At 55.3% G+C, this 23,378-nt stretch carries 16 protein-coding genes; 10 read left to right on the top strand and 6 right to left on the bottom strand.

Annotated features, from left to right (window positions below; genetic code table 11):
- Positions 1-105 precede the first annotated feature (105 nt).
- The 4 genes from aat to trxB all read right to left on the bottom strand — a co-directional run bounded on the left by aat (position 106) and on the right by trxB (position 5,427).
- Positions 106-810 (bottom strand): leucyl/phenylalanyl-tRNA--protein transferase, encoded by a 705-nt coding sequence (gene aat, locus QE396_RS09380; RefSeq protein ID WP_020884834.1) that lies wholly within the window; start codon positions 808-810, stop codon positions 106-108.
- Between the two features lie 46 nt (positions 811-856).
- The gene (locus QE396_RS09375) at positions 857-2,578 is read right to left on the bottom strand and encodes a heme ABC transporter ATP-binding protein/permease CydC (protein ID WP_020884833.1); all 1,722 of its coding nucleotides are present in this window, start codon (positions 2,576-2,578) and stop codon (positions 857-859) included.
- A complete protein-coding gene (locus QE396_RS09370) occupies positions 2,578-4,344 on the bottom strand; it encodes a heme ABC transporter permease/ATP-binding protein CydD (protein WP_020884832.1) in 1,767 nt (588 codons plus the stop codon). Before QE396_RS09370 ends, QE396_RS09375 begins: the two co-directional genes overlap by 1 nt.
- 114 nt (positions 4,345-4,458) lie before the next feature.
- Complete coding sequence (gene trxB / locus QE396_RS09365; protein WP_025204565.1) at positions 4,459-5,427, bottom strand: thioredoxin-disulfide reductase; 969 nt, start codon at positions 5,425-5,427, stop codon at positions 4,459-4,461.
- A gap of 545 nt (positions 5,428-5,972) precedes the next feature.
- Between trxB and lrp the strand changes: the two genes are divergently transcribed.
- The 10 genes from lrp to QE396_RS09315 all read left to right on the top strand — a co-directional run bounded on the left by lrp (position 5,973) and on the right by QE396_RS09315 (position 20,094).
- Positions 5,973-6,467, top strand: coding sequence for a leucine-responsive transcriptional regulator Lrp (gene lrp / locus QE396_RS09360; RefSeq protein WP_000228469.1), 495 nt, complete (start codon positions 5,973-5,975; stop codon positions 6,465-6,467).
- 135 nt (positions 6,468-6,602) lie between these two features.
- Positions 6,603-10,400 carry a DNA translocase FtsK gene (gene ftsK, locus QE396_RS09355; RefSeq protein ID WP_020884830.1) on the top strand — a complete coding sequence of 1,266 codons (3,798 nt, stop codon included), beginning with the start codon at positions 6,603-6,605 and terminating at the stop codon, positions 10,398-10,400.
- Between the two features lie 127 nt (positions 10,401-10,527).
- Positions 10,528-11,142: an outer membrane lipoprotein chaperone LolA gene (lolA, locus tag QE396_RS09350; protein WP_020884829.1), complete on the top strand. Its 615-nt coding sequence runs from the start codon at positions 10,528-10,530 to the stop codon at positions 11,140-11,142.
- Between the two features lie 9 nt (positions 11,143-11,151).
- Positions 11,152-12,495, top strand: coding sequence for a replication-associated recombination protein RarA (gene rarA, locus QE396_RS09345; RefSeq protein WP_020884828.1), 1,344 nt, complete (start codon positions 11,152-11,154; stop codon positions 12,493-12,495).
- Between the two features lie 92 nt (positions 12,496-12,587).
- Positions 12,588-13,880, top strand: coding sequence for a serine--tRNA ligase (gene serS / locus QE396_RS09340; protein ID WP_008499983.1), 1,293 nt, complete (start codon positions 12,588-12,590; stop codon positions 13,878-13,880).
- Between the two features lie 211 nt (positions 13,881-14,091).
- On the top strand, positions 14,092-16,533 hold the full coding sequence (gene dmsA / locus QE396_RS09335; protein WP_020884827.1) for a dimethylsulfoxide reductase subunit A: 2,442 nt from the start codon (positions 14,092-14,094) through the stop codon (positions 16,531-16,533).
- A gap of 10 nt (positions 16,534-16,543) precedes the next feature.
- Positions 16,544-17,161, top strand: a complete 618-nt coding sequence (locus QE396_RS09330; protein ID WP_020884826.1) for a DMSO/selenate family reductase complex B subunit — start codon at positions 16,544-16,546, stop codon at positions 17,159-17,161.
- A gap of 1 nt (position 17,162) precedes the next feature.
- On the top strand, positions 17,163-18,026 hold the full coding sequence (locus QE396_RS09325; RefSeq protein ID WP_020884825.1) for a dimethyl sulfoxide reductase anchor subunit family protein: 864 nt from the start codon (positions 17,163-17,165) through the stop codon (positions 18,024-18,026).
- 274 nt (positions 18,027-18,300) lie between these two features.
- Entirely contained in the window at positions 18,301-19,449 is a 1,149-nt protein-coding gene (locus QE396_RS09320; protein WP_014169376.1) for an MFS transporter, read from the top strand.
- 123 nt (positions 19,450-19,572) lie between these two features.
- Positions 19,573-20,094 carry an anti-virulence regulator CigR family protein gene (locus tag QE396_RS09315; RefSeq protein WP_020884824.1) on the top strand — a complete coding sequence of 174 codons (522 nt, stop codon included), beginning with the start codon at positions 19,573-19,575 and terminating at the stop codon, positions 20,092-20,094.
- Between the two features lie 34 nt (positions 20,095-20,128).
- Here the strand turns inward: QE396_RS09315 and pflA are convergent, their stop codons facing one another.
- Together pflA and pflB are read right to left on the bottom strand one after the other, a co-directional pair.
- The gene (pflA, locus tag QE396_RS09310) at positions 20,129-20,869 is read right to left on the bottom strand and encodes a pyruvate formate lyase 1-activating protein (protein ID WP_020884823.1); all 741 of its coding nucleotides are present in this window, start codon (positions 20,867-20,869) and stop codon (positions 20,129-20,131) included.
- Between the two features lie 204 nt (positions 20,870-21,073).
- Positions 21,074-23,356: a formate C-acetyltransferase gene (gene pflB / locus QE396_RS09305; protein WP_014169380.1), complete on the bottom strand. Its 2,283-nt coding sequence runs from the start codon at positions 23,354-23,356 to the stop codon at positions 21,074-21,076.
- Positions 23,357-23,378: the final 22 nt, after the last annotated feature.

Below are 23,378 nucleotides of genomic sequence, written 5' to 3'. Positions count from 1 at the left end.
CAGGACGTTATCTGAAGCGGAGGACCCAAACGGCGGCGAGGCAACAGGCAGAACCTACTCTGCGGCATAATTATAACACCCTCACAAAAAATATGCGGAAAACATTTAGGCATTGGGCATAAAGAGCGTTCTTGGTACCCAGAAGTCTCGCGGGAGCTTCTCCTGACGGCAAACGTCCAGATGTTCTATGTAGTGACGGCGGGGGATGTCAACCGCGCCGAGCGAGGCAGTATGCTCATTGAGGACCTGGCAATCCATCAGTTTTCCGCCGCGCTGGGCAAACTCCTGGCAGAAGATCAGCAGCGCGGTTTTCGAGGCATTCACGGCACGGGAGAACATCGATTCGCCGCAAAACAGCGTCCCCTGCGCAACGCCATACATCCCGCCGACGAGTTCACCGTCTTGCCAGACTTCAATGGAGTGCGCGAAACCCAGCTCATGCAGCTGGTGATAGGCGGTAATGATATCGCGGGTGATCCAGGTTCCTTCATGACGGTCTTCGGCACAGCCTTCAATGACCTGACCGAAGGCATGATTCAGGGTGACGCGGTAGGGTGATTTCGCATGGAAACGCTTCATGCTGCGGCTCAGGTGAAACTGCGCCGGCCACAGCACGGCACGGGGATCGGGCGACCACCATAAAATCGGGTCGCCGGGTGAAAACCACGGGAAAATGCCACGCTGGTAAGCCATCAAAAGCCGCGCAGGACTGAGGTCGCCGCCAAGGGCCAGCAGCCCATTAGGTTCACGCAGCGCTCCCTCCGGCGAAGGGAACGCGATGTTATGACGAGAAAGCTGGACCAGGCGCATGACAGCAGAACTCCAATACGCGAGTTAGGATCGGTACAAATATAGTTTACAGACGCTGTTTAAACTGGTAGTAGCGACCCTGTTTCGCCAACAGTTCTGTGTGACTACCTTGCTCAATAATATGTCCGTTGTCCATCACAATTATCTGATCAAAACTCGCCAGCCCGCGCAGGCGGTGGGTGACCATCAGCACGGTTTTTCCGGTCATAACATGGGCCAGTAAATCAAGGATTTGGCTCTCGGTTGTTGCGTCCAGCCCTTCAGTGGGTTCATCAAGCAGCATCAGCGGCGCATCGTGCAGCAACGCGCGTGCAATCGCCAGACGGCGCAACTCGCCGCCGGAGAGCTGACGACCGCCTTCCCCGAGCCAGCCGTTCAGCCCATCGTTCTCAAGCAGTTTTTGCAGCCCAACCTGCTCTAGCATGGCGCGCAGATCATCGTCGGAGGCCTGAGGTGCCGCGAGCAGCAGGTTATCACGCAGCGTCGCGCTGAAGAGGTGCACGCGCTGCGGAACCACGCTCACGGTCTTGCGCAGCGTCTGTTCGCTGAAGTCGGTCAGCGGCGTATCGTTAAACCGAATCTGACCGTGCTGCGGATCCCAGGCGCGGGTCAGCAACTGAAGAAGGGTGGATTTACCGCAACCGGTACGACCGAGGAGCGCAATCCGCTGGCCTGCTTTAACAGACAGCGTGATCCCTTCCAGCGCGTTCTGCGCCTGTTTTTCATAGGCAAAGGTGACGTTATCCAGGGTCAGCGCAACCTGCACCGGCACGGCGGTCTGAGCGCCGCTGAATGTAACCTCCGGCTCCTGCTCGGCAATCTGGGTGATGCGCAGGGCAGAAGCGATGACCTGTCCAAGATGCTGGAAGGCGCCCGTCACCGGGGCCAGCGCTTCAAATGCGGCCAGGGCGCAGAAAACGAAGAGGGCAATCAGAGGGCCGGGCTGGGTATTCCCGCCTACGCCACCTGAAGCCATCCACAGCATGGCGATGACCGCCACGCCGCCGATTAACATCATCAGCGCCTGGGAGAATGCCGTCAGCTCCGACTGGCGGCGCTGGGCTTCGTGCCAGTTCAGCTCAGTGCTTTCCATTTGACTGCGATAACGCGTGCTGGCACCAAAAATGGTCAGTTCCGCCTGTCCCTGCAGCCAGGATGTCAGCTGCTGTCGGTAGTCGCCGCGCAGTCGCGTCAGGTTCTCGCCGGTGGATTTACCTGCACGATAAAACAGCGGTGGCAGGATAATCAGCGTCAGCAGCATGATGCCACCCAGCGTGAGCGCAACGGGAACGTCCAGAACCGACAACCCCAGCGTGACCACCACAATCACCACAAACGCCCCCACGATGGGTGAGATGACGCGCAGGTAAAGGTGATCCAGCGTGTCGACATCGGCTACGACACGGTTGAGTAACTCACCCTGACGAAAACGTGCCAGCCCGGCAGGGGAGAGGGGTAGCAGTTTGCTGAAGGTGTAAATGCGCAGGTGCTGTAGCACGCGGAAAGTGGCGTCGTGGCTGACCAGACGCTCAAAATAACGTCCGGCAGTACGCGTGATTGCGGTGCCGCGAACGCCTGCCGCAGGAAGCATATAGTTAAAGCTGTATAAACCCGCGAACCCCGCGACGGCCGAAGCGGACAAGAACCAGCCGGAGAGCGTAAGCAGACCGATGCTGGCAAGCAGGGTAACAATCGCCAGCACAATGCCCAGCAGCAGCATCCATTTATGTCGTTTATAGAGCGCAAGATAGGGAAGCAGAGCACGCATCAGATATCCTCCTGACGGTTTGCCAGCAGGGTGGCAAACGGGCCCTGCGCGGCAACGAGAGAGGCGTAATCGCCTTGCTCAACAATATGACCATTTTCCATGACCCAGATCTGATCCCAGTCAGCAATACCTTCCAGCTGATGGGTGACCATCAGGGTGGTCTGCTGCCGCGAGGCCGCATTCAGGGCATCCATGACGCGTTGCTCACTGTGTGCGTCAAGGCTCGCTGCTGGCTCGTCGAGCAGCATGAGCTGGCATGGGTTAAGCAGCGCGCGGGCAACCGCCACACGCTGGGCCTGACCGACTGACAGGCCGGCAGACTGGTCACCGACAACGGTATCGACACCCTGCGGAAGCTGCGGCAGAAACTCGCTGACCCAGGCGCGGTCGAGCACGGATTGCAGTTCATCGTCACGCGCATCCGGGCGAGCCAGTAGCACATTGTCTCGCAGCGTGGCGGCAGGAAGCTGAGGGTTTTGTCCCACCCAGCTAAGCTGTTTACGCCAGGCAAGCGGATCGAGATCGCGCAGTTCAGTTTGGTTGATCCGCAGCGATCCGGTGTAGGCCATAAAACCCGATAGCGCATTGAGCAGAGAGCTTTTCCCTGAACCGCTGATGCCTACGAGCACCACACGTTTTCCGGCCGGAAGGGTAAAGTTAAGCGGGCCTGCCAGCACGTTGCCTTCAGGCGACAGAATGGAGAAATCACGCGCTTCAAGGGTAACCGGCTCTTTGGCGTTCAGCGTCACGTCACCGCGTTCCGGATGCGCCAGTGGCGTTTCCATAAACGTCTTCAGGCTGTCAGCCGCGCCCACGGCCTGCGCTTTTGCATGATAGAAGGTGCCCAGATCGCGAAGCGGCTGGAAAAATTCGGGGGCCAGTATCAGCGCAAGGAAACCGGCTGAAAGGGTCACCGCCGTGCCGTAGTGGCCAAAATCCAGCGCGCCGAGATACGAGAAGCCAAAGTAGACTGCCACGAGCGCAATCGACAGCGAGGTAAAGAATTCGAGTACGCCGGAGGAGAGGAACGCCAGACGTAGCACTTCCATGGTGCGCTGACGGAAATCCTGCGATGCGAGGCGGATATTTTCAGTTTCCGCTTCACCGCGGCCAAAAATGCGCAACGTTTCCATGCCGCGCAGACGGTCAAGGAAATGGCCGCTTAAGCGACCCAGAGCCAGAAAGTTACGTCGGTTAGCGTCCGCGGCGCCCATGCCCACCAGCGCCATAAACAGCGGGATCAGCGGGGCTGTGCCCAGCAGGATCAGCGCTGCCATCCAGTTGACCGGGAAGATGGCGATGACAATCAGCAACGGAACGAAGACGGCTAGCGCCATCTGTGGCAGATAGCGCGCATAGTAGTCATGCATATCGTCAATCTGCTCAAGGATCAGCGTCGCCCAGCTTCCCGCGGGTTTACCCTGGATCCACGCCGGACCGGCCTCCTGAAGGCGGTCAAGCACCTGACGGCGGATCTCATAGCGGATATGCTGTCCGGCGTGAAAACCCACGCGCTCACGCAGCCAGACCACCCAGGCACGAAGAACAAAAATCAGGATCAGGACGATAAAGGGCAACAGGAGCGCTTCGCGCGGAATGTTCTCCATGATCATGTGATTAAGAATGCGGGCCAGCAGCCATGCCTGGGCAACAATCAACAGACCACTGACAAACCCCAGAAAACGGGAGATGGTTAGCCAGCGGCGGGAAAGAACGCTTTGCTGTTTCAGCCAGCGTGTTAATTCTTGTTGACGGGTTTTTTCCATTGCGTACTTAGCAGGTGACGTTATTAGAAGTTGGGCAGCGCAATGTTACAACGGAGAGACAATAAAGGCGACTTATCGCCGCCTTTATTTACGTTTGTTACTGACTTGTAAAGATTATTTACCTTGTTCCGCCAGCCCGTCGAGGTAGCGTTCAGCGTCCAGCGCGGCCATACAGCCGGTGCCAGCAGAGGTGATCGCCTGACGGTAGATATGGTCCATCACATCGCCAGCAGCGAATACGCCAGGAATGCTGGTCTGGGTCGCGTTGCCGTGAATACCGGATTGCACTTTGATGTAGCCGTTTTCCAGCTCCAGTTGCCCCTCGAAAATCGCGGTGTTCGGGCTGTGACCGATCGCCACAAACAGACCCGCCACTTCCAGCGTTTCGACGTTATCGGTGTTCTGGGTATCACGAATACGCAGACCGGCAACGCCCATCTGATCGCCCGTGACTTCTTCCAGAGTACGGTTGGTGTGCAGCACGATATTGCCACTCGCCACTTTATCCATCAGACGTTTGATCAGGATCTTCTCTGCGCGGAAGGTGTCACGACGGTGGATCAGGTGCACTTCAGAGGCGATGTTCGCCAGATAAAGGGCTTCTTCCACGGCAGTGTTGCCGCCACCGATAACCGCCACTTTCTGGTTGCGATAGAAGAAACCATCGCAGGTTGCGCAGGCGGAGACGCCACGGCCTTTGAATGCTTCTTCAGACGGCAGACCGAGGTAACGAGCAGAAGCGCCGGTCGCGATGATCAGTGCATCACAGGTGTACTCGCCACTGTCGCCCGTCAGACGGAACGGACGGTTCTGCAGGTCAACCTTGTTGATATGATCGAACAGAATTTCGGTTTCGAATTTCGTCGCATGCTCATGCATACGCTCCATCAGCAGCGGCCCGGTCAGGTCGTTCGGGTCGCCTGGCCAGTTTTCCACTTCCGTGGTGGTGGTCAGCTGACCGCCTTTTTCCATGCCGGTAATCAGAACCGGTTGCAGGTTAGCGCGTGCAGCATAGACCGCCGCGGTATATCCCGCAGGTCCAGAACCAAGAATTAGCAGCTTACTGTGTTTGGCCGTGCCCATGAGATCCCCATTGTTGTTGGCAGACATTTGGCTGGATTGTAGGGAATTTGTTGCCGTAAAAAAAGAGCGCAGCAATTTTGATATCGATATGTGCAATAGCCAGCGACGATGAATTAAGCGCTATAACATCACGCTTTGCACCGAAATTCGCTCGTTTGTACGGCAATAAAATGAGGATTAATACCCTGCCGTAATGAATATCCGGCATGTTGTACTAAAAATCGATGTTTTGCTTTGACAATCCCCTGCGCTTTTGCGAAAACATTCAAGGAAGAAAAAAAAACCGCGTTAACCGCATGCCGCATAGGCATGCACGTAAATGCCATTTTTACCGGGTCAGTGAAATCTACGCATGGCGTGGACAGACGCCATACGTGATATCGGTGACTGCCTTCGGGCAACGGTCTTCTTACCAACAGAACCCGAATCCGCATCGCGTCTAATACATAACCAGGCGATGTGATGACTAACGGGTACAGGCTCTGAACAGTGATGTGCACAGGGTCCAGGCAGGAGTAGGGAAGGAATACAGAGAGACAATAATAATGGTAGATAGCAAGAAGCGCCCTGGCAAAGATCTCGACCGTATCGATCGTAACATTCTTAATGAATTGCAAAAGGATGGGCGTATTTCCAACGTCGAGCTTTCAAAACGTGTGGGACTTTCCCCGACGCCGTGCCTTGAGCGTGTGCGCCGACTGGAAAGACAGGGTTTCATTCAGGGCTATACGGCTCTGTTGAACCCGCATTATCTGGATGCCTCACTTCTGGTATTTGTTGAGATTACTCTGAATCGTGGTGCGCCGGATGTGTTTGAGCAATTTAACGCCGCTGTACAAAAACTTGAAGAAATTCAAGAGTGTCATCTGGTATCCGGTGATTTCGACTACCTGTTGAAAACCCGTGTGCCTGATATGTCCGCCTACCGTAAGCTGCTGGGTGAAACCCTGCTGCGTCTGCCGGGCGTGAATGACACCCGTACCTATGTGGTGATGGAAGAAGTCAAACAGAGCAATCGTCTGGTTATTAAGACGCGCTAACACGGAACAGGTGCAAAATCAGTGTAGTTTGATTACACTCCTGTTAATCCATACAGCAACAGTGCCGGGGATACCCGGCGCTGTTGTCCGTTTTAGCAAACAGGCAGGATATGCCTGATACCTGGAGAGCCTTTCTTGAGCCAGGAATACACTGAAGACAAAGAAGTCACATTATCGAAGCTAAGCAGCGGACGTCGTCTCCTCGAGGCTTTGCTGATTGTTATTGCCCTTTTTGCCGTCTGGCTGATGGCAGCCCTACTCAGTTTCAACCCCTCAGATCCCAGCTGGTCACAAACCGCCTGGCATGAGCCTATCCATAACTTAGGCGGTGTTCCCGGCGCCTGGCTTGCAGATACGCTCTTCTTCATTTTCGGGGTGATGGCCTACACCCTTCCCGTCATTATCATTGGCGGATGCTGGTTTGCCTGGCGCCATCGTCAAAACGATGACTATATCGACTATTTCGCGGTGTCGCTGCGCCTGATTGGCGCACTGGCGCTGATCCTCACCTCGTGTGGGCTGGCGGCTATCAACGCCGATGATATCTGGTATTTCGCCTCTGGCGGGGTGATCGGCAGCCTGTTGAGCTCTGCGCTACAGCCCATGCTTCACAGCAGTGGTGGCACGCTTGCGTTGCTCTGTATCTGGGCGGCAGGACTGACGCTGTTCACCGGCTGGTCGTGGGTGAGCATCGCCGAGAAGATTGGCAGCTTTATCCTTACCCTCCTGACCTTCGCCAGCAACCGTACCCGTCGCGACGATACGTGGGTTGACGAAGATGAATATGAAGATGAGTACGAAGAGGAAGACGATGCTCCCGTTCAGCGTCGCGAATCTCGTCGTGCCCGCATTATGCGAGGCGCGCTGGCGCGTCGTCAGCGTGTTGCCGAGAAATTTGCAAACCCGCTAGGCCGTAAAACCGATGCGGCGCTCTTCTCCGGCAAACGCATGGATGAAGACGATCAGGTTGAATATCGTGCAGCCGGTGCGGCTGTCGATCCAAACGATGTGCTCTTCTCCGGCAACCGTGCCACGCCGGGAGCGTTTGATGAATATGACCCGCTGTTAAATGGTCACTCCGTGACCGAGCCGGTCGCTGCAGCGGCCGCCGCTACTACGGCTTCACAGGCGTATGCCGCTCCAGCCGATGCGGTGATGCCTTCAGCACCGGTTTCACCACCTGAATCCGCCATTCAGCAACCTCAGGTGGAATGGCAAACCGCCCCTGGCGTTCATACGCCTGAGCCGGTTATTGCGCCAGAGCCAGAGAGCTATATTCCTGTCCAGCAGGAAGCCTGGCAGCAGCCTTATCAGCCGGAGCCGGCATATGAGCCTCAGGGATATCCGCAGTACGCGCAGCCTGCCGCACAGCCTCATCAGGAGTACGTGCCGGAGCCGGTTGAACCTGAACAGCCATACGTAGCGCCTCAGCCAGAGCCTGACGTGGTGGAAGAGGCGAAACCGTCTCGTCCGCCATTATACTATTTTGAAGAGGTCGAAGAGCGTCGTGCCCGCGAGCGTGAACAGCTGGCGGCCTGGTATCAGCCTGTGCCTGAACCGGTGCAGGAGCCTGTAACCAAAGCACCTTCTGTTTCGGTTCCTCCGGTTGATCCAACGCCTGCCGTTGCACCTGTTGCTGAAAGCGTGAAGCAGGCTACAGCGGCAGCCGCCGCGGCTGCCCCGGTCTTTAGCCTCGCCACAGGCGGTGCGCCACGTCCACAGGTGAAAGAGGGCATTGGCCCGCAGTTACCTCGCCCAAACCGTGTCCGCGTGCCAACGCGGCGTGAGCTGGCCTCCTACGGTATCAAGCTCCCTTCTCAGCGTATGGCTGAGGAAAAAGCGCGCGAGAATGAGTATGAAGATGACGTTGATGAAATGCATCAGGATGAACTGGCGCGCCAGTTCGCCGCCCAGCAGCATCAGCGCTATGGCGAAGAATACCAGCATGAAGTGCATCATCCACAAGACGAAGATGACGCGGCTGAGGCGGAATTAGCGCGCCAGTTCGCGGCCACGCAGCAGCAGCGTTATGCCGGTGAGCAGCCTGCCGGAGCGAATCCGTTCTCGCTGTCGGATTTTGAATTCTCGCCAATGAAAGATCTGGTTGATGATGGCCCGAGCGAGCCGCTGTTCACGCCGAGCGTGATGCCGGACGCTGAACCGACGCGTCCGCAGACTGCGACAGCGCCGCAGGCGTATGCACAGCCGCAACAACCGGCACCGCAGGCGTATGCACAGCCGCAACAACCGGCACCGCAGGCGTATGCACAGCCGCAACAACCAGCGCCGCAGGCGTATGCTCAGCAGCAGCAACCGGCGCCGCAGGCTTACGCGCAACCGCAGCAGCCACCACAGCCGCCGCAGTTCCAGCAGCCTCAGGCACAGCCGCAGGAGAGTCTCATTCACCCGCTGCTGATGCGTAATGGCGACAGCCGTCCGTTGCAGCGTCCAAGCACGCCTCTGCCGTCGCTGGATCTGTTAACCCCACCGCCGGCTGAAGTCGAGCCGGTCGATACCTTTGCTCTTGAGCAGATGGCTCGTCTGGTGGAAGCGCGTCTGGCGGACTTCCGTATCAAGGCTGATGTGGTCAACTACTCCCCAGGGCCGGTGATCACTCGCTTCGAACTTAATCTGGCACCAGGCGTAAAAGCCGCGCGTATTTCTAACCTTTCCCGTGACCTGGCGCGTTCTCTGTCGACCGTGGCGGTGCGTGTTGTAGAGGTTATTCCGGGTAAACCTTACGTCGGTCTTGAACTGCCGAATAAGAAACGTCAGACCGTTTACCTGCGCGAAGTCCTGGATAACGCGAAGTTCCGCGATAACCCGTCACCGCTGAGCGTGGTTCTGGGTAAAGATATTGCGGGCGAGCCGGTGGTGGCCGATCTGGCAAAAATGCCTCACCTGCTGGTGGCAGGTACCACCGGCTCCGGTAAATCCGTCGGTGTGAACGCCATGATCCTCAGCATGCTCTATAAAGCGCAGCCGGAAGATGTCCGTTTCATCATGATCGACCCGAAAATGCTGGAACTGTCGGTCTATGAAGGTATCCCGCATCTGCTGACAGAAGTGGTTACCGACATGAAAGACGCGGCCAATGCTCTGCGCTGGAGCGTTAATGAGATGGAGCGTCGCTACAAGCTGATGTCTGCGCTGGGCGTGCGTAACCTTGCCGGTTATAACGAGAAAATCGCCGAGGCGGCACGGATGGGCCGTCCGATTCCGGACCCTTACTGGAAACCGGGCGACAGCATGGATGCACAACATCCGGTGCTGGAAAAACTGCCTTACATCGTCGTGCTGGTGGATGAGTTCGCTGACCTGATGATGACCGTCGGTAAAAAAGTGGAAGAGCTGATTGCACGTCTCGCGCAGAAAGCGCGTGCGGCCGGCATCCACCTGGTTCTGGCGACGCAGCGTCCGTCTGTGGACGTCATTACGGGTCTGATCAAAGCGAACATTCCAACCCGTATCGCGTTTACCGTATCGAGCAAAATTGACTCGCGTACTATTCTCGACCAGGGTGGCGCGGAGTCGCTGCTGGGTATGGGGGACATGCTTTACTCTGGCCCGAACTCTACCTCTCCGGTGCGTGTTCACGGCGCATTTGTTCGCGACCAGGAAGTTCACGCCGTGGTGCAGGACTGGAAAGCGCGCGGTCGTCCGCAATATGTTGATGGCATTACCTCCGACAGCGAAAGCGAAGGCGGCGGTGGTGGCCTGGACGGCGGCGAGGAGCTGGATCCGTTATTCGACCAGGCGGTTAACTTCGTCACCGAAAAACGTAAAGCCTCTATCTCGGGTGTGCAGCGTCAGTTCCGCATCGGCTACAACCGCGCAGCGCGCATCATCGAGCAGATGGAAGCGCAGGGCATTGTGAGCGAGCAGGGGCACAACGGTAACCGTGAGGTGCTGGCGCCGCCGCCGTTTGATTAACCTTCAGTGATTGCAAAGAAGGGTAAATCAGCCAAAATTAAGCATTTTCTTCTGTCGCCTGCCTTCGGGCAGGTACACAATAGAGGGCAGAACCCCATATTGGGATGACGTATTTTAAGGAATAACAATGAAAAAAATCGCAATCGCCTGTGCATTACTCACCAGTTTTGTCGCCAGCAGCGTCTGGGCTGATGCAGCCAGCGACCTTAAAAGCCGACTGGATAAAGTGAGCAGTTTCCACGCCAGCTTCACGCAAAAAGTGACTGACGGCAGTGGCAATGCGGTGCAGGAAGGTCAGGGGGATTTGTGGGTAAAACGCCCGAATCTGTTTAACTGGCATATGACTCAGCCGGATGAGAGCTTCCTGGTTTCTGACGGTAAGACCCTGTGGTTCTACAACCCGTTTGTCGAGCAGGCTACTGCGACCTGGCTGAAAGACGCGACCAGCAATACGCCTTTCATGCTGATTGCGCGTAACCAGTCCAGCGACTGGCAGCAGTACAATATCAAACAGAATGGTGATGAGTTTGTTCTGACGCCGAAAGGCAGCAATGGCAACCTGAAACAGTTCACCATCAACGTGAGCACCAACGGAACCATTAATCAGTTTGGTGCGGTTGAGCAGGACGACCAGCGTAGCAGCTACCAGCTCAAGACCCAGCAAAACGGCGCGGTTGACGCGTCTAAATTCACCTTTACCCCGCCGCAGGGCGTAACGGTGGACGATCAGCGCAACAAGTAAGAGGCATGAGTGAGCAATCTGTCGCTCGATTTTTCTGAGAATGCGTTTCAACCTCTGGCCGCTCGTATGCGGCCAGAAAATTTAGCGCAGTACATCGGCCAGCAACACCTGCTGGCTGCGGGGAAACCCTTGCCGCGTGCCATTGAGGCCGGGCATCTGCACTCCATGATCCTTTGGGGTCCACCCGGTACAGGCAAAACCACGCTCGCGGAAGTTATCGCCCGCTATGCTAACGCGGATGTCGAGCGCATCTCGGCGGTCACGTCCGGCGTGAAGGAGATCCGCGAGGCGATTGAACGTGCGCGGCAAAACCGCAATGCCGGGCGACGTACCATTCTCTTTGTTGACGAAGTTCACCGTTTCAATAAAAGCCAGCAGGATGCTTTCCTGCCGCACATTGAAGACGGCACCATTTTCTTCATCGGTGCCACCACCGAAAACCCGTCGTTTGAACTCAATTCCGCACTGCTTTCCCGTGCACGTGTGTACCTGCTCAAATCCCTGACCGTGGAGGATATTGAACAGGTTCTCACGCAGGCGATGAACGATAACGCGCGCGGCTACGGCGGGCAGGATATCGTTCTGCCTGACGACACGCGCCGGGCGATCGCTGAGCTGGTTAACGGCGACGCCCGCCGGGCACTCAATACGCTGGAAATGATGGCCGATATGGCCGAAGTGGATGCGTCCGGCAAGCGGGTACTGAAACCGGCGTTGCTCACCGAGATCGCCGGGGAGCGCAGCGCGCGTTTCGACAATAAAGGCGATCGGTTTTACGATCTGATTTCGGCACTGCATAAGTCCGTGCGCGGCAGCGCGCCCGATGCGGCGCTTTACTGGTATGCCCGCATTATCACCGCCGGTGGCGATCCGCTGTATGTGGCCCGTCGCTGCCTGGCGATTGCCTCTGAAGATGTCGGGAATGCCGACCCACGCGCCATGCAGGTGGCTATTTCGGCCTGGGACTGCTTTACCCGCGTCGGGCCTGCTGAAGGCGAGCGTGCTATCGCTCAGGCGGTTGTTTATCTGGCCTGCGCACCGAAAAGTAACGCTCTCTATACCGCCTTTAAAGCGGCCATGTCCGACGCTCGTGAACGCCCGGATTATGACGTGCCGGTTCATCTGCGCAATGCGCCGACCAAACTGATGAAAGAGATGGGGTATGGGCAGGAATACCGCTACGCCCACGACGAACCCAATGCCTACGCCGCCGGGGAGGAATATTTCCCGCAGGAGATGGCACAAACCCGCTATTATCACCCCACAAACAGAGGTCTTGAAGGCAAGATTGGCGAAAAGCTCGCCTGGCTCGCCGGACAGGATCAAAATAGCCCTATAAAACGCTACCGTTAGTGCGATCGTTGCGGTAATGTTGGCAATGTATCCCTGTGGCCGCAGGCTGTGGTCACATTTTCCTATTTTAATTCGATAAGCACAGGATAAGCATGCTCGATCCCAATCTGCTGCGTAATGAGCCAGACGCAGTCGCTGAAAAACTGGCACGCCGGGGCTTTAAGCTGGATGTAGATAAGCTGCGCGCTCTTGAAGAGCGTCGTAAAGTTCTGCAGGTACAAACTGAAAATCTGCAGGCAGAGCGTAATTCTCGATCGAAATCCATCGGCCAGGCGAAAGCGCGCGGGGAAGACATTGAGCCATTACGCCTGGAAGTGAACAAACTGGGTGAAGAGCTGGATCAGGCGAAAGCGGAGCTGGACGTGCTTCAGGCCGAGATCCGTGATATCGCGCTGGCGATCCCGAACATTCCTGACGATAGCGTACCTGTCGGTAAAGATGAAAACGACAACGTTGAAGTGAAACGCTGGGGTACGCCTCGCGAGTTCGACTTCGAGGTTCGCGATCATGTTACCCTGGGCGAAATGCATGCCGGCCTGGACTTTGCGGCCGCAGTTAAGCTGACCGGTTCTCGCTTCGTTGTGATGAAAGGCCAGATTGCTCATCTGCATCGCGCTCTGGCGCAGTTTATGCTGGATCTGCACACCGAGCAGCACGGTTACAGCGAAACCTACGTCCCGTATCTGGTTAACCACGATACGCTGTACGGTACTGGCCAGCTGCCAAAATTTGCCGGCGATCTGTTCCACACCCGTCCGCTGGACGAGGAAGCTGACAGCAGCAACTACGCGCTGATCCCAACTGCGGAAGTGCCGCTGACTAACCTCGTGCGTGATGAGATCATCGACGAAGACGACCTGCCAATCAAACTGACAGCACACTCTCCGTGCTTCCGTTCTGAAGCGGGTTCTTACGGTCGCGACACCCGTGGTCTGATCCGTATGCACCAGTTCGACAAAGTAGAGATGGTGCAGATTGTCCGCCCGGAAGAGTCGATGGACGCGCTGGAAGAGATGACCGGCCACGCTGAGAAAGTGCTGGAGCTGCTGGGGCTGCCGTACCGTCGTATGGCGCTGTGCACCGGTGATATGGGCTTTGGTGCCTGCAAAACCTTCGACCTGGAAGTCTGGGTTCCTGCGCAGAATACCTACCGTGAAATCTCCTCCTGCTCTAACGTCTGGGATTTCCAGGCGCGTCGTATGCAGGCACGTTGCCGCAGCAAGTCTGACAAGAAAACCCGTCTGGTGCATACCCTGAACGGTTCTGGTCTGGCTGTCGGCCGTACACTGGTTGCCGTGCTGGAAAACTATCAGCAGGCGGACGGTCGTATTGAGATCCCTGAAGTGCTGCGCCCGTACATGAAAGGCCAGCAGTACATCGGTTAATGATTTGACGTGAAACAAAAAAGCGCCTCAGGGCGCTTTTTTTATACCTTAGAATTGATACGACGCAATAACCCCTCCCTCCAAAGTAGTAATACTCCTCCGAATGAAAGTCAGCATAAAAAACCAATAACGAAGTCATTCGTTATATATAAAACTATATAGCGGCATATGCCGCCTCTCTTTTCTTTGTGAGCAACCAAAGTGAGTCTCTATGAAAATCAAAGCGCCTGAAGCGTTAATGGCTGCCGAGGTCACTCGCCGTGGGTTGATGAAAACCACGGCAATTGGTGGTCTGGCCGTTGCCAGCAGCGCCTTTACGCTCCCTTTTTCTCGTCTGGTGTCGGCGGCGGATGCACTGTCCCCGGCCACCCCGGAAAAAGTGGTGTGGAGTGCCTGTACCGTAAACTGCGGTAGCCGTTGTCCACTGCGTATGCATGTGGTGGATGGTGAGATTAAATATGTCGAAACCGATAATACCGGGGACGATAACTACGAGGGGTTACATCAGGTCCGCGCCTGCTTACGCGGCCGTTCAATGCGTCGTCGCGTTTATAACCCGGACCGCCTGAAGTACCCGATGAAACGCGTTGGCAAGCGTGGAGAAGGGAAGTTCGAGCGCATTAGCTGGGATGAAGCCTACGACATTATCGCGACGAACATGCAGCGTCTGATCAAAGACTACGGCAACGAATCCATCTATCTGAACTATGGCACCGGGACGCTCGGCGGCACGCTGACCCGCTCCTGGCCACCGGGGAAAACGCTGGTGGCCCGTCTGATGAACTGCTGCGGCGGTTATCTGAACCATTATGGCGACTACTCTTCGGCGCAGATTGCCGCTGGTCTGAACTACACCTACGGTGGCTGGGCAGACGGCAACAGCCCGTCTGATATCGAAAACAGTAAGCTGGTGGTGCTGTTCGGCAACAACCCGGGTGAAACGCGCATGAGCGGTGGCGGGGTAACGTACTACCTCGAACAGGCGCGCGCCAAATCGAATGCCCGCATGATTATTATCGACCCGCGCTATACCGACACCGGTGCAGGGCGTGAAGATGAGTGGATCCCGATTCGTCCTGGCACCGATGCTGCGCTGGTCTCCGCGCTGGCATGGGTGATGATCACTGAAAATCTGGTCGATCAGCCGTTCCTCGATAAATACTGCGTCGGTTATGACGAGAAAACATTGCCAGCCAGCGCGCCGGCTAATGGCCACTATAAGGCCTATATTCTCGGTCAGGGCAGCGACGGTATTGCCAAAACGCCGGAATGGGCGTCCACCATCACGGGAATTCCGGTAGACCGTATTGTTCAACTGGCACGCGAGATTGGCTCGGCTAAACCGGCCTATATTAGTCAGGGCTGGGGTCCACAGCGTCATGCGAACGGTGAAATTGCCACCCGTGCCATTTCGATGCTCGCCATTCTGACGGGTAACGTGGGCATTCATGGCGGTAACACCGGTGCGCGTGAAGGCTCCTATGAAGTGCCGTTTGAACGTATGCCGACGCTGGAAAACCCGGTTCAGACCAGTATCTCCATGTTTATGTGGACTGATGCCATTGAACGCGGCCCGGAAATGACTGCGCTGCGTGACGGCGTGCGGGGTAAGGACAAACTGGATGTCCCGATCAAGATGATCTGGAACTACGCCGGAAACTGTCTCATCAACCAGCACTCTGAAATTAACCGCACCCATGAAATCCTGCAGGATGACAAGAAGTGCGAGATGATTGTGGTGATCGACTGCCACATGACTTCTTCAGCAAAATATGCCGATATTATTCTCCCGGACTGCACGGCCTCTGAGCAGATGGATTTCGCGCTGGATGCCTCCTGCGGCAACATGTCCTACGTCATCTTTACCGATCAGGCCATTAAACCTCGCTTTGAGTGCAAAACCATCTATGAGATGACCTCTGAGCTGGCGAAACGTCTTGGCGTTGAGCAGCAATTTACCGAGGGGCGCACGCAGGAAGGGTGGATGCGCCATCTGCATGAACTCTCCCGCAAAGCGATCCCTGACCTCCCGGATTTCGATACCTTCCGTGAGCAGGGGATGTACAAACAGCGTGATCCGGAAGGCCACCACGTGGCGTACAAAGCTTTCCGTGACGATCCGCAGGCCAATCCGCTGACCACGCCATCGGGCAAAATTGAAATTTATTCAGAAGAGCTGGCAAAAATTGCCTCTACCTGGGAGTTGCCGGAAGGGGATGTTATCGATCCGCTGCCGATCTACACGCCGGGCTTTGAAAACTACAACGATCCGCTGACCGCGAAATTCCCGCTGCAGTTGACCGGCTTCCACTACAAAGCACGTGTTCACTCTACATATGGCAACGTCGACGTACTGAAAGCTGCCTGCCGTCAGGAGATGTGGATTAACCCGATGGATGCCAAAGCCCGTGGGATCAGCAATGGCGACCGCGTGCGCATCTTTAACGGTCGCGGTGAGGTACACATTGAAGCCAAGGTGACTCCGCGCATGATGCCTGGCGTTGTCGCGCTGGGGGAAGGGGCCTGGTATAGCCCGGATGCGAATCGCATCGACCAGGCAGGCAGTATTAATGTACTGACCACGCAGCGTCCGTCGCCACTGGCGAAGGGCAACCCGTCCCACACGAACCTTGTTCAGGTTGAAAAGGTGTAAGGAGTAACCGATGACAACCCAGTATGGATTTTTTATTGATTCCAGCCGCTGCACCGGGTGCAAAACCTGCGAGCTCGCCTGCAAGGATTACAAAGATTTAACCCCGGACGTCAGCTTCCGCCGTATTTACGAATACGCGGGCGGTGACTGGCAGGAAGACAGCGGTGTCTGGCACCAGAACGTGTTTGCCTACTACCTGTCGATTGCCTGCAACCACTGCGAAGACCCGGCCTGCACCAAGGTCTGCCCGAGCGGGGCGATGCACAAGCGTGACGACGGGTTCGTGGTGGTGGATGAAGATGTCTGCATCGGCTGTCGCTACTGCCACATGGCCTGTCCGTACGGTGCCCCGCAGTACAACGCCGCCAAAGGGCATATGACCAAGTGCGACGGCTGCCACACTCGTGTGGCAGACGGCAAAAAGCCGATCTGCGTGGAGTCCTGCCCGCTGCGTGCGCTGGATTTCGGTCCCATTGACGAACTGCGTAAAAAACATGGCCAGCTGGCGGCCGTCGCGCCGCTGCCGTCCGCGCACTTCACGAAGCCAAGCATCGTGATTAAACCTAACGCCAACAGCCGCCCGACAGGGGATACCACCGGCTACCTGGCAAACCCGAAGGAGGTGTGAGATGGGAAGTGGATGGCATGAATGGCCGCTGATGATCTTCACGGTCTTTGGGCAGTGTGTGGCGGGCGGTTTTATTGTCCTCGCGCTGGCGCTGCTGAAAGGGAATCTCACTGCTGAGCAACAACAACGTTTAGTGTTGAGTATGTTTGGCCTGTGGGTGCTGATGGGAATTGGCTTTATTGCCTCTACGCTGCACCTCGGCTCACCAATGCGCGTGTTCAACTCCCTGAACCGGGTGGGCGCGTCGTCACTCAGTAATGAAATCGCCAGCGGGGCGATCTTCTTTGCTGTGGGTGGGCTGGGTTGGCTGCTGGCAGCACTGAAGAAATTGCCGGCAGGGCTGCGCAGCGTGTGGCTGATTGTCACGATGGTGCTGGGCGTGGTGTTTGTGTGGATGATGGTGCGGGTCTATAACACCATCGACACCGTGCCGACCTGGTACAGCATCTGGACGCCGATGAGCTTCTTCCTGACGCTGTTTATTGGTGGGCCGCTTCTTGGCTTCATGCTGCTGCGCGTCGCGGGTGTTGACGGTTGGGCGATGCGTTTGCTGCCTGTCGTTTCACTGCTGGCGCTGGTGGTGAGCGCAGTCGTCACCCTGATGCAGGGCGCGGAGCTGGCAACCATTCACAGCTCTGTTCAGCAGGCATCTGCCCTGGTGCCGGCATACGGCTCGCTGATGGCCTGGCGCGTGGTACTGCTGGTGGTGGCACTGGTGTGCTGGATTGTGCCTCAGCTTAAGGGGTATCAACCCGCGCTGCCGCTCCTGTCACTGGCTTTTGTGCTGGTCCTCGCAGGTGAACTGATCGGCCGCGGTGTGTTCTATGGTTTGCATATGACCGTAGGTATGGCCGTCGCCAGTTAACGTTGCCGTGGGTGAGATAAAGCCGGGACGGAGCGCCCGGCTTTTTTTATTTTAATCATGAAATTTTTCAACTGACGTTTTGTTTTCACTTCGGGCATTAATAAATAAAAACAGATACATAATTCATATCTATAGCAGGCGTTGCATTAGCAGGATAAGTTTTTTAAATCGACAGGGAACATATCGTGCGTGGCGGTGAAAACAGTGGATTGACTTTGTTTTTGCCAGTGGCATGATGCGCACGAAATCTGAACTTCCTCACGGTTTTTAATCCATGACCATCTATACCCGGCCAGTGCTTTTATTGCTCTGTGGCCTGCTTCTGCTGACCCTGGCGATCGCAGTGTTAAATACGCTCGTCCCGCTGTGGCTCGCCCATGAAAACTTACCGACCTGGCAGGTGGGTATGGTCAGCTCGTCCTTTTTTACCGGCAACCTGCTGGGTACGCTGGTTACAGGAAGCCTGATTAAACGCTTTGGTTTTAACCGCAGCTATTATCTGGCCTCGCTGCTCTTCGCTGTCGGATGTGCCGGGCTGGGCCTGATGGTCGGCTTCTGGAGCTGGATGGTATGGCGCTTTATCGCCGGAGTGGGTTGCGCGATGATTTGGGTGGTGGTTGAAAGCGCGCTGATGTGCAGCGGCACGTCACGTAACCGCGGACGCCTGCTGGCAGCCTATATGATGGTTTATTACATCGGTACCGTGCTTGGTCAACTGATGGTGAGCAAACTGCCAACCGACCTGATGAGCGTTCTGCCGTGGGTGACGGGAATGGTGCTGGCAGCAATCCTGCCGCTGCTCTTTACGCGCATTGTGAACCAGAACAGCGAACACCAGGAAGCAACCCACGTCTGGCCAATGCTGAGACTGCGTCAGGCGCGCCTTGGCGTTAACGGCTGTATTATCTCCGGAATTGTGCTTGGTTCACTGTATGGCCTGATGCCGCTTTATCTGAACCATCAGGGTGTCAGCGATTCCGGGATCGGTTTCTGGATGGCGGTGATGGTGAGTGCGGGGATTGTCGGTCAGTGGCCGATTGGACGCCTGGCCGATCGCTTTGGTCGCCTGCTGGTGCTGCGTGTTCAGGTTTTTGTGGTGATCATGGGCTGTCTCGCCATGCTCAGCAATGCGGCGATGGCGCCTGCGCTGTTTATTCTGGGTGCCGCAGGTTTTACGCTCTATCCGGTCGCGATGGCCTGGGCCTGTGAGAAAGTTGAACACCACCAGTTAGTGGCAATGAACCAGGCGTTGTTACTGAGCTATACCATCGGCAGCCTGCTGGGACCGACCTTTACCGCGATGCTGATGCAGAATTACTCCGACAATTTGCTGTTTATTATGATTGCCAGCGTATCGTTTATTTATCTCTTAATGCTGCTGCGCAAAGTGGGAGAACACCCGACGCCTGTGGCGCATGCCTGATTAATAAAAAGCCAGTCGATGACTGGCTTTTTTGTCCCCATCACATATAAGACTTTTACGTATTGTTTGTTTATTGCACCAGGCGATAATTCAGGTGAGTTATATCACTAAAAGGCAACAATCATGTCTACTCGTCGTTTTACCACTACCGCTCTGGCAGTAGTGTTGTCTTTAACGTTTGCTGCAGCTCCGGTCATGGCTAACCCGGGTAACGGGAATGGCAGTGGTCACGGGAACAGTGGCGGACAAGGTAATGGCGGCAGTCACGGCAATTCCGGTAGTCATGGCAACGGAAATTCCGGTACCCACGGTAATAAACAAAATAACGGACAGGAAAATCCAGGTAAATCGAATAAAAGCGTCAGTGACGATGTCGACGCCCGTGTGAGCTTCGATCATGCCCGTCACCTGGCACTGAATTACGGCTTAACAGGTTATGAGTCACTGCCTCCGGGTATTGCGAAAAACCTCGCACGCGGTAAACCCCTCCCTCCGGGCATTGCGAAGAAAACCGTGCCGGCTTCTATGCTGGGCCAGCTTCCTTCCTATCCTGGTTATGAATGGCGTGTCGTCGGTGACGATCTGGTCTTAATTGCGCTGAGTACTGCGGTTGTGACCACCATTATTAATGGCGTCTTCAGATAATATAAAAAAGGCCCGGTTCTCACCGGGCCTTTTCTTAATACATTACCTTGTGGCCGTACTGTTCAAGAATACCTTTCACGCGTTCCATCGTCTCTTTCTTCGGCGGCTTAACGCCATCGAGTTTATATTCTTCGCCCATGGCGACCCACTTGTGTTTACCCAGTTCGTGGTAGGGCAGAAGCTCAATTTTCTCAACGTTGCCCATATCGCGGGTAAATTCTCCCAGCCGATGCGCGGAATCGTCATCATCTGACCAGCCAGGTACAACAACATAGCGGATCCAGGTTTTGATGCCTTTCCCGGAGATGTATTTGGCGAACTCCAGCGTACGGTGGTTGGAAACACCCACCAGATTCTGGTGGATCTCATCGTTCATCTGTTTGAGATCGAGCATCACCAGGTCGGTGACGTCGAGCAGTTCATCAATGACCGGATCGTAGCGGCGGACAAAACCGTTTGTATCGAGACAGGTATGAATGCCTTCTTTGCGGCAGGCGCGGAACCAGTCGCGCACGAATTCGGCCTGCAGAATGGCTTCACCGCCGGAAGCGGTTACGCCGCCGCCGGATGCGTTCATAAAGTGACGATAGGTCACCACCTCTTTCATCAGTTCTTCGACGGTCACTTCTTTGCCGCCGTGCGTATCCCAGGTGTCACGGTTATGGCAGTACAGGCAGCGCATCAGGCAGCCCTGGAAAAAGGTGATAAAGCGGATACCCGGGCCATCGACAGTGCCACAGGATTCAAAGGAGTGAATGCGACCAATAATTGACATTGCGGTGATATCTCCAGCATCGGCCCGTCCGGGGCCTGTGTATGCACAGCTCAAAACCGGCTGTGTTTAAGTCTGTTTTGGCTGTTATCCATAGAGTATAGATAGCGGACAAAAGAGACTGTGATGGAGAGAGTGTTAAAAAGGCCCCACGTTTGTGGAGCCTTTATTGTACGCCTTTTAACGCGTGATTTCAGTCAATTCCACTTACATGGACTGAGTGAAAGTACGGGTGATAACGTCCTGCTGCTGTTCTTTCGTCAGGGAGTTAAAACGTACTGCGTAGCCGGATACACGGATGGTCAGCTGAGGATATTTCTCAGGGTGTTCCATCGCATCAAGCAGCATTTCACGGTTCATTACGTTCACGTTCAGGTGCTGACCACCTTCAATGGACGCTTCGTGGTGGAAGTAACCATCCATCAGACCCGCGAGGTTAGTTTTACGTACTTCGTCGTCTTTACCCAGCGCATTTGGCACGATAGAGAAGGTGTAAGAGATACCATCTTTCGCGTAAGCAAACGGCAGTTTTGCGACGGAGGTCAGAGAGGCAACAGCACCTTTCTGGTCACGACCGTGCATTGGGTTAGCACCAGGACCGAATGGCGCACCCGCGCGACGACCGTCCGGAGTGTTACCGGTTTTCTTACCATACACAACGTTAGACGTGATGGTCAGAACAGACTGAGTCGGGATAGCGTTACGGTAAGTGGTCAGTTTCTGAATTTTCTTCATGAAACGTTCAACCAGGTCAACCGCCATGTCATCAACGCGAGAGTCGTTGTTACCAAACTGCGGATATTCGCCTTCGATTTCGAAGTCAACAGCCAGACCGTCTTCGTCACGAATTGGTTTAACTTTCGCATATTTGATTGCAGACAGGGAGTCAGCCGCAACGGACAGACCTGCGATACCACACGCCATGGTGCGGATAACGTCACGGTCATGCAGCGCCATCAGAGAGGCTTCGTAGCTGTACTTGTCGTGCATGTAGTGGATAACGTTCAGGGCAGTGACGTACTGTTTAGCCAGCCAGTCCATGAAGTGATCCATACGCTCCATGACTTCATCGAAGTTCAGAACGTCGCCTTTGATTGGTTCAGACTTAGGACCAACCTGCATTTTCAGTTTTTCATCAACGCCGCCGTTGATTGCGTACAGCATGGTTTTCGCTAGGTTTGCACGCGCACCGAAGAACTGCATTTGTTTACCAACAACCATTGGGCTTACGCAGCATGCGATAGCGTAGTCATCGTTGTTGAAGTCCGGACGCATCAGGTCATCGTTCTCGTACTGCAGAGAAGAGGTGTCGATGGACACTTTAGCGGCGAATTTCTTGAAGTTCAGAGGCAGTTTTTCAGACCACAGAACGGTGATGTTCGGCTCCGGAGAAGGACCCATGGTGTACAGGGTGTTCAGGAAGCGGAAGCTGTTTTTGGTAACCAGAGTACGGCCATCAACACCCATACCACCGATAGATTCCGTTGCCCAGATTGGGTCACCAGAGAACAGCTCATCGTATTCAGGGGTACGCAGGAAGCGAACCATACGCAGTTTCATGACCAGGTGGTCAATCATTTCCTGAGCGTCTTGCTCGGTGATTTTGCCCGCTTTCATATCACGTTCGATGTAAGCATCCAGGAAGGTGGATACACGACCGAAGGACATTGCTGCACCGTTCTGAGACTTAACAGCGGCCAGGTAGCCGAAGTAGGTCCACTGGATAGCTTCCTGAGCGTTGGTTGCAGGACCAGAGATATCGCAGCCATATTTAGCCGCCATTTCTTTGATCTGACCCAGCGCGCGATGCTGTTCAGCGATTTCTTCACGCAGACGGATAGTCGCTTCCAGGTTTACACCGTTTTCCAGATCAGACTGCAGGGAAACAAACTGCGCGTATTTGTCTTTCATCAGGAAGTCGATACCGTACAGCGCAACGCGACGGTAGTCACCGATGATACGGCCACGGCCATAGGCATCTGGCAGACCAGTCAGAACGCCAGATTTACGGCAGTTCAGAATGTCTTTGGTGTAAACATCGAATACACCCTGGTTGTGAGTTTTGCGGTATTCGGTGAAGATTTTTTTCAGCATTGGGTCCAGCTCGCGGTTATACGCTTTGCAGGAACCTTCAACCATTTTGATACCACCGAACGGGATGATCGCACGTTTCAGTGGTGCTTCAGTCTGCAGACCAACGATTTTCTCAAGGGCTTTGTTAATGTAGCCAGCATCGTGAGAAGTGATGGTAGAAGCAACGGAGGTGTCAAAATCAACTGGCGCGTGAGTGCGGTTTTCCAGTTTTACGCCTTCCATTACGCTGTCCCACAGCTTGGTGGTCGCGTCAGTTGCACCAGCCAGGAAGGATTCGTCACCTTCATACGGGGTATAGTTTTTCTGAATGAAGTCACGTACGTTTACTTCATTCTGCCAGTCACCTTTCGCAAAACCTTCCCAGGCTGTGGCTAACTTTTCATTAAGCTCGGACATGTAACACCTACCTTCTTAAGTG

The sequence above is a fragment of the Enterobacter sp. SORGH_AS_0287 genome, from assembly GCF_031453695.1.
GTDB lineage: Bacteria > Pseudomonadota > Gammaproteobacteria > Enterobacterales > Enterobacteriaceae > Enterobacter > Enterobacter ludwigii.
This window is presented reverse-complemented; position numbering and strand designations above follow the sequence as displayed.

What these genes read in the sequence shown, in the direction of transcription:
- QE396_RS09375 (WP_020884833.1), bottom strand. Translation starts at nt 2,578, where the DNA reads ATGCGTGCTCTGCTTCCCTATCTTGCGCTCTATAAACGACATAAATGG.
- lolA (WP_020884829.1), top strand. Translation starts at nt 10,528, where the DNA reads ATGAAAAAAATCGCAATCGCCTGTGCATTACTCACCAGTTTTGTCGCC.
- lrp (WP_000228469.1), top strand. Translation starts at nt 5,973, where the DNA reads ATGGTAGATAGCAAGAAGCGCCCTGGCAAAGATCTCGACCGTATCGAT.
- QE396_RS09320 (WP_014169376.1), top strand. Translation starts at nt 18,301, where the DNA reads ATGACCATCTATACCCGGCCAGTGCTTTTATTGCTCTGTGGCCTGCTT.
- pflA (WP_020884823.1), bottom strand. Translation starts at nt 20,869, where the DNA reads ATGTCAATTATTGGTCGCATTCACTCCTTTGAATCCTGTGGCACTGTC.
- trxB (WP_025204565.1), bottom strand. Translation starts at nt 5,427, where the DNA reads ATGGGCACGGCCAAACACAGTAAGCTGCTAATTCTTGGTTCTGGACCT.
- serS (WP_008499983.1), top strand. Translation starts at nt 12,588, where the DNA reads ATGCTCGATCCCAATCTGCTGCGTAATGAGCCAGACGCAGTCGCTGAA.
- aat (WP_020884834.1), bottom strand. Translation starts at nt 810, where the DNA reads ATGCGCCTGGTCCAGCTTTCTCGTCATAACATCGCGTTCCCTTCGCCG.
- QE396_RS09370 (WP_020884832.1), bottom strand. Translation starts at nt 4,344, where the DNA reads ATGGAAAAAACCCGTCAACAAGAATTAACACGCTGGCTGAAACAGCAA.
- pflB (WP_014169380.1), bottom strand. Translation starts at nt 23,356, where the DNA reads ATGTCCGAGCTTAATGAAAAGTTAGCCACAGCCTGGGAAGGTTTTGCG.
- QE396_RS09315 (WP_020884824.1), top strand. Translation starts at nt 19,573, where the DNA reads ATGTCTACTCGTCGTTTTACCACTACCGCTCTGGCAGTAGTGTTGTCT.
- dmsA (WP_020884827.1), top strand. Translation starts at nt 14,092, where the DNA reads ATGAAAATCAAAGCGCCTGAAGCGTTAATGGCTGCCGAGGTCACTCGC.
- QE396_RS09325 (WP_020884825.1), top strand. Translation starts at nt 17,163, where the DNA reads ATGGGAAGTGGATGGCATGAATGGCCGCTGATGATCTTCACGGTCTTT.
- QE396_RS09330 (WP_020884826.1), top strand. Translation starts at nt 16,544, where the DNA reads ATGACAACCCAGTATGGATTTTTTATTGATTCCAGCCGCTGCACCGGG.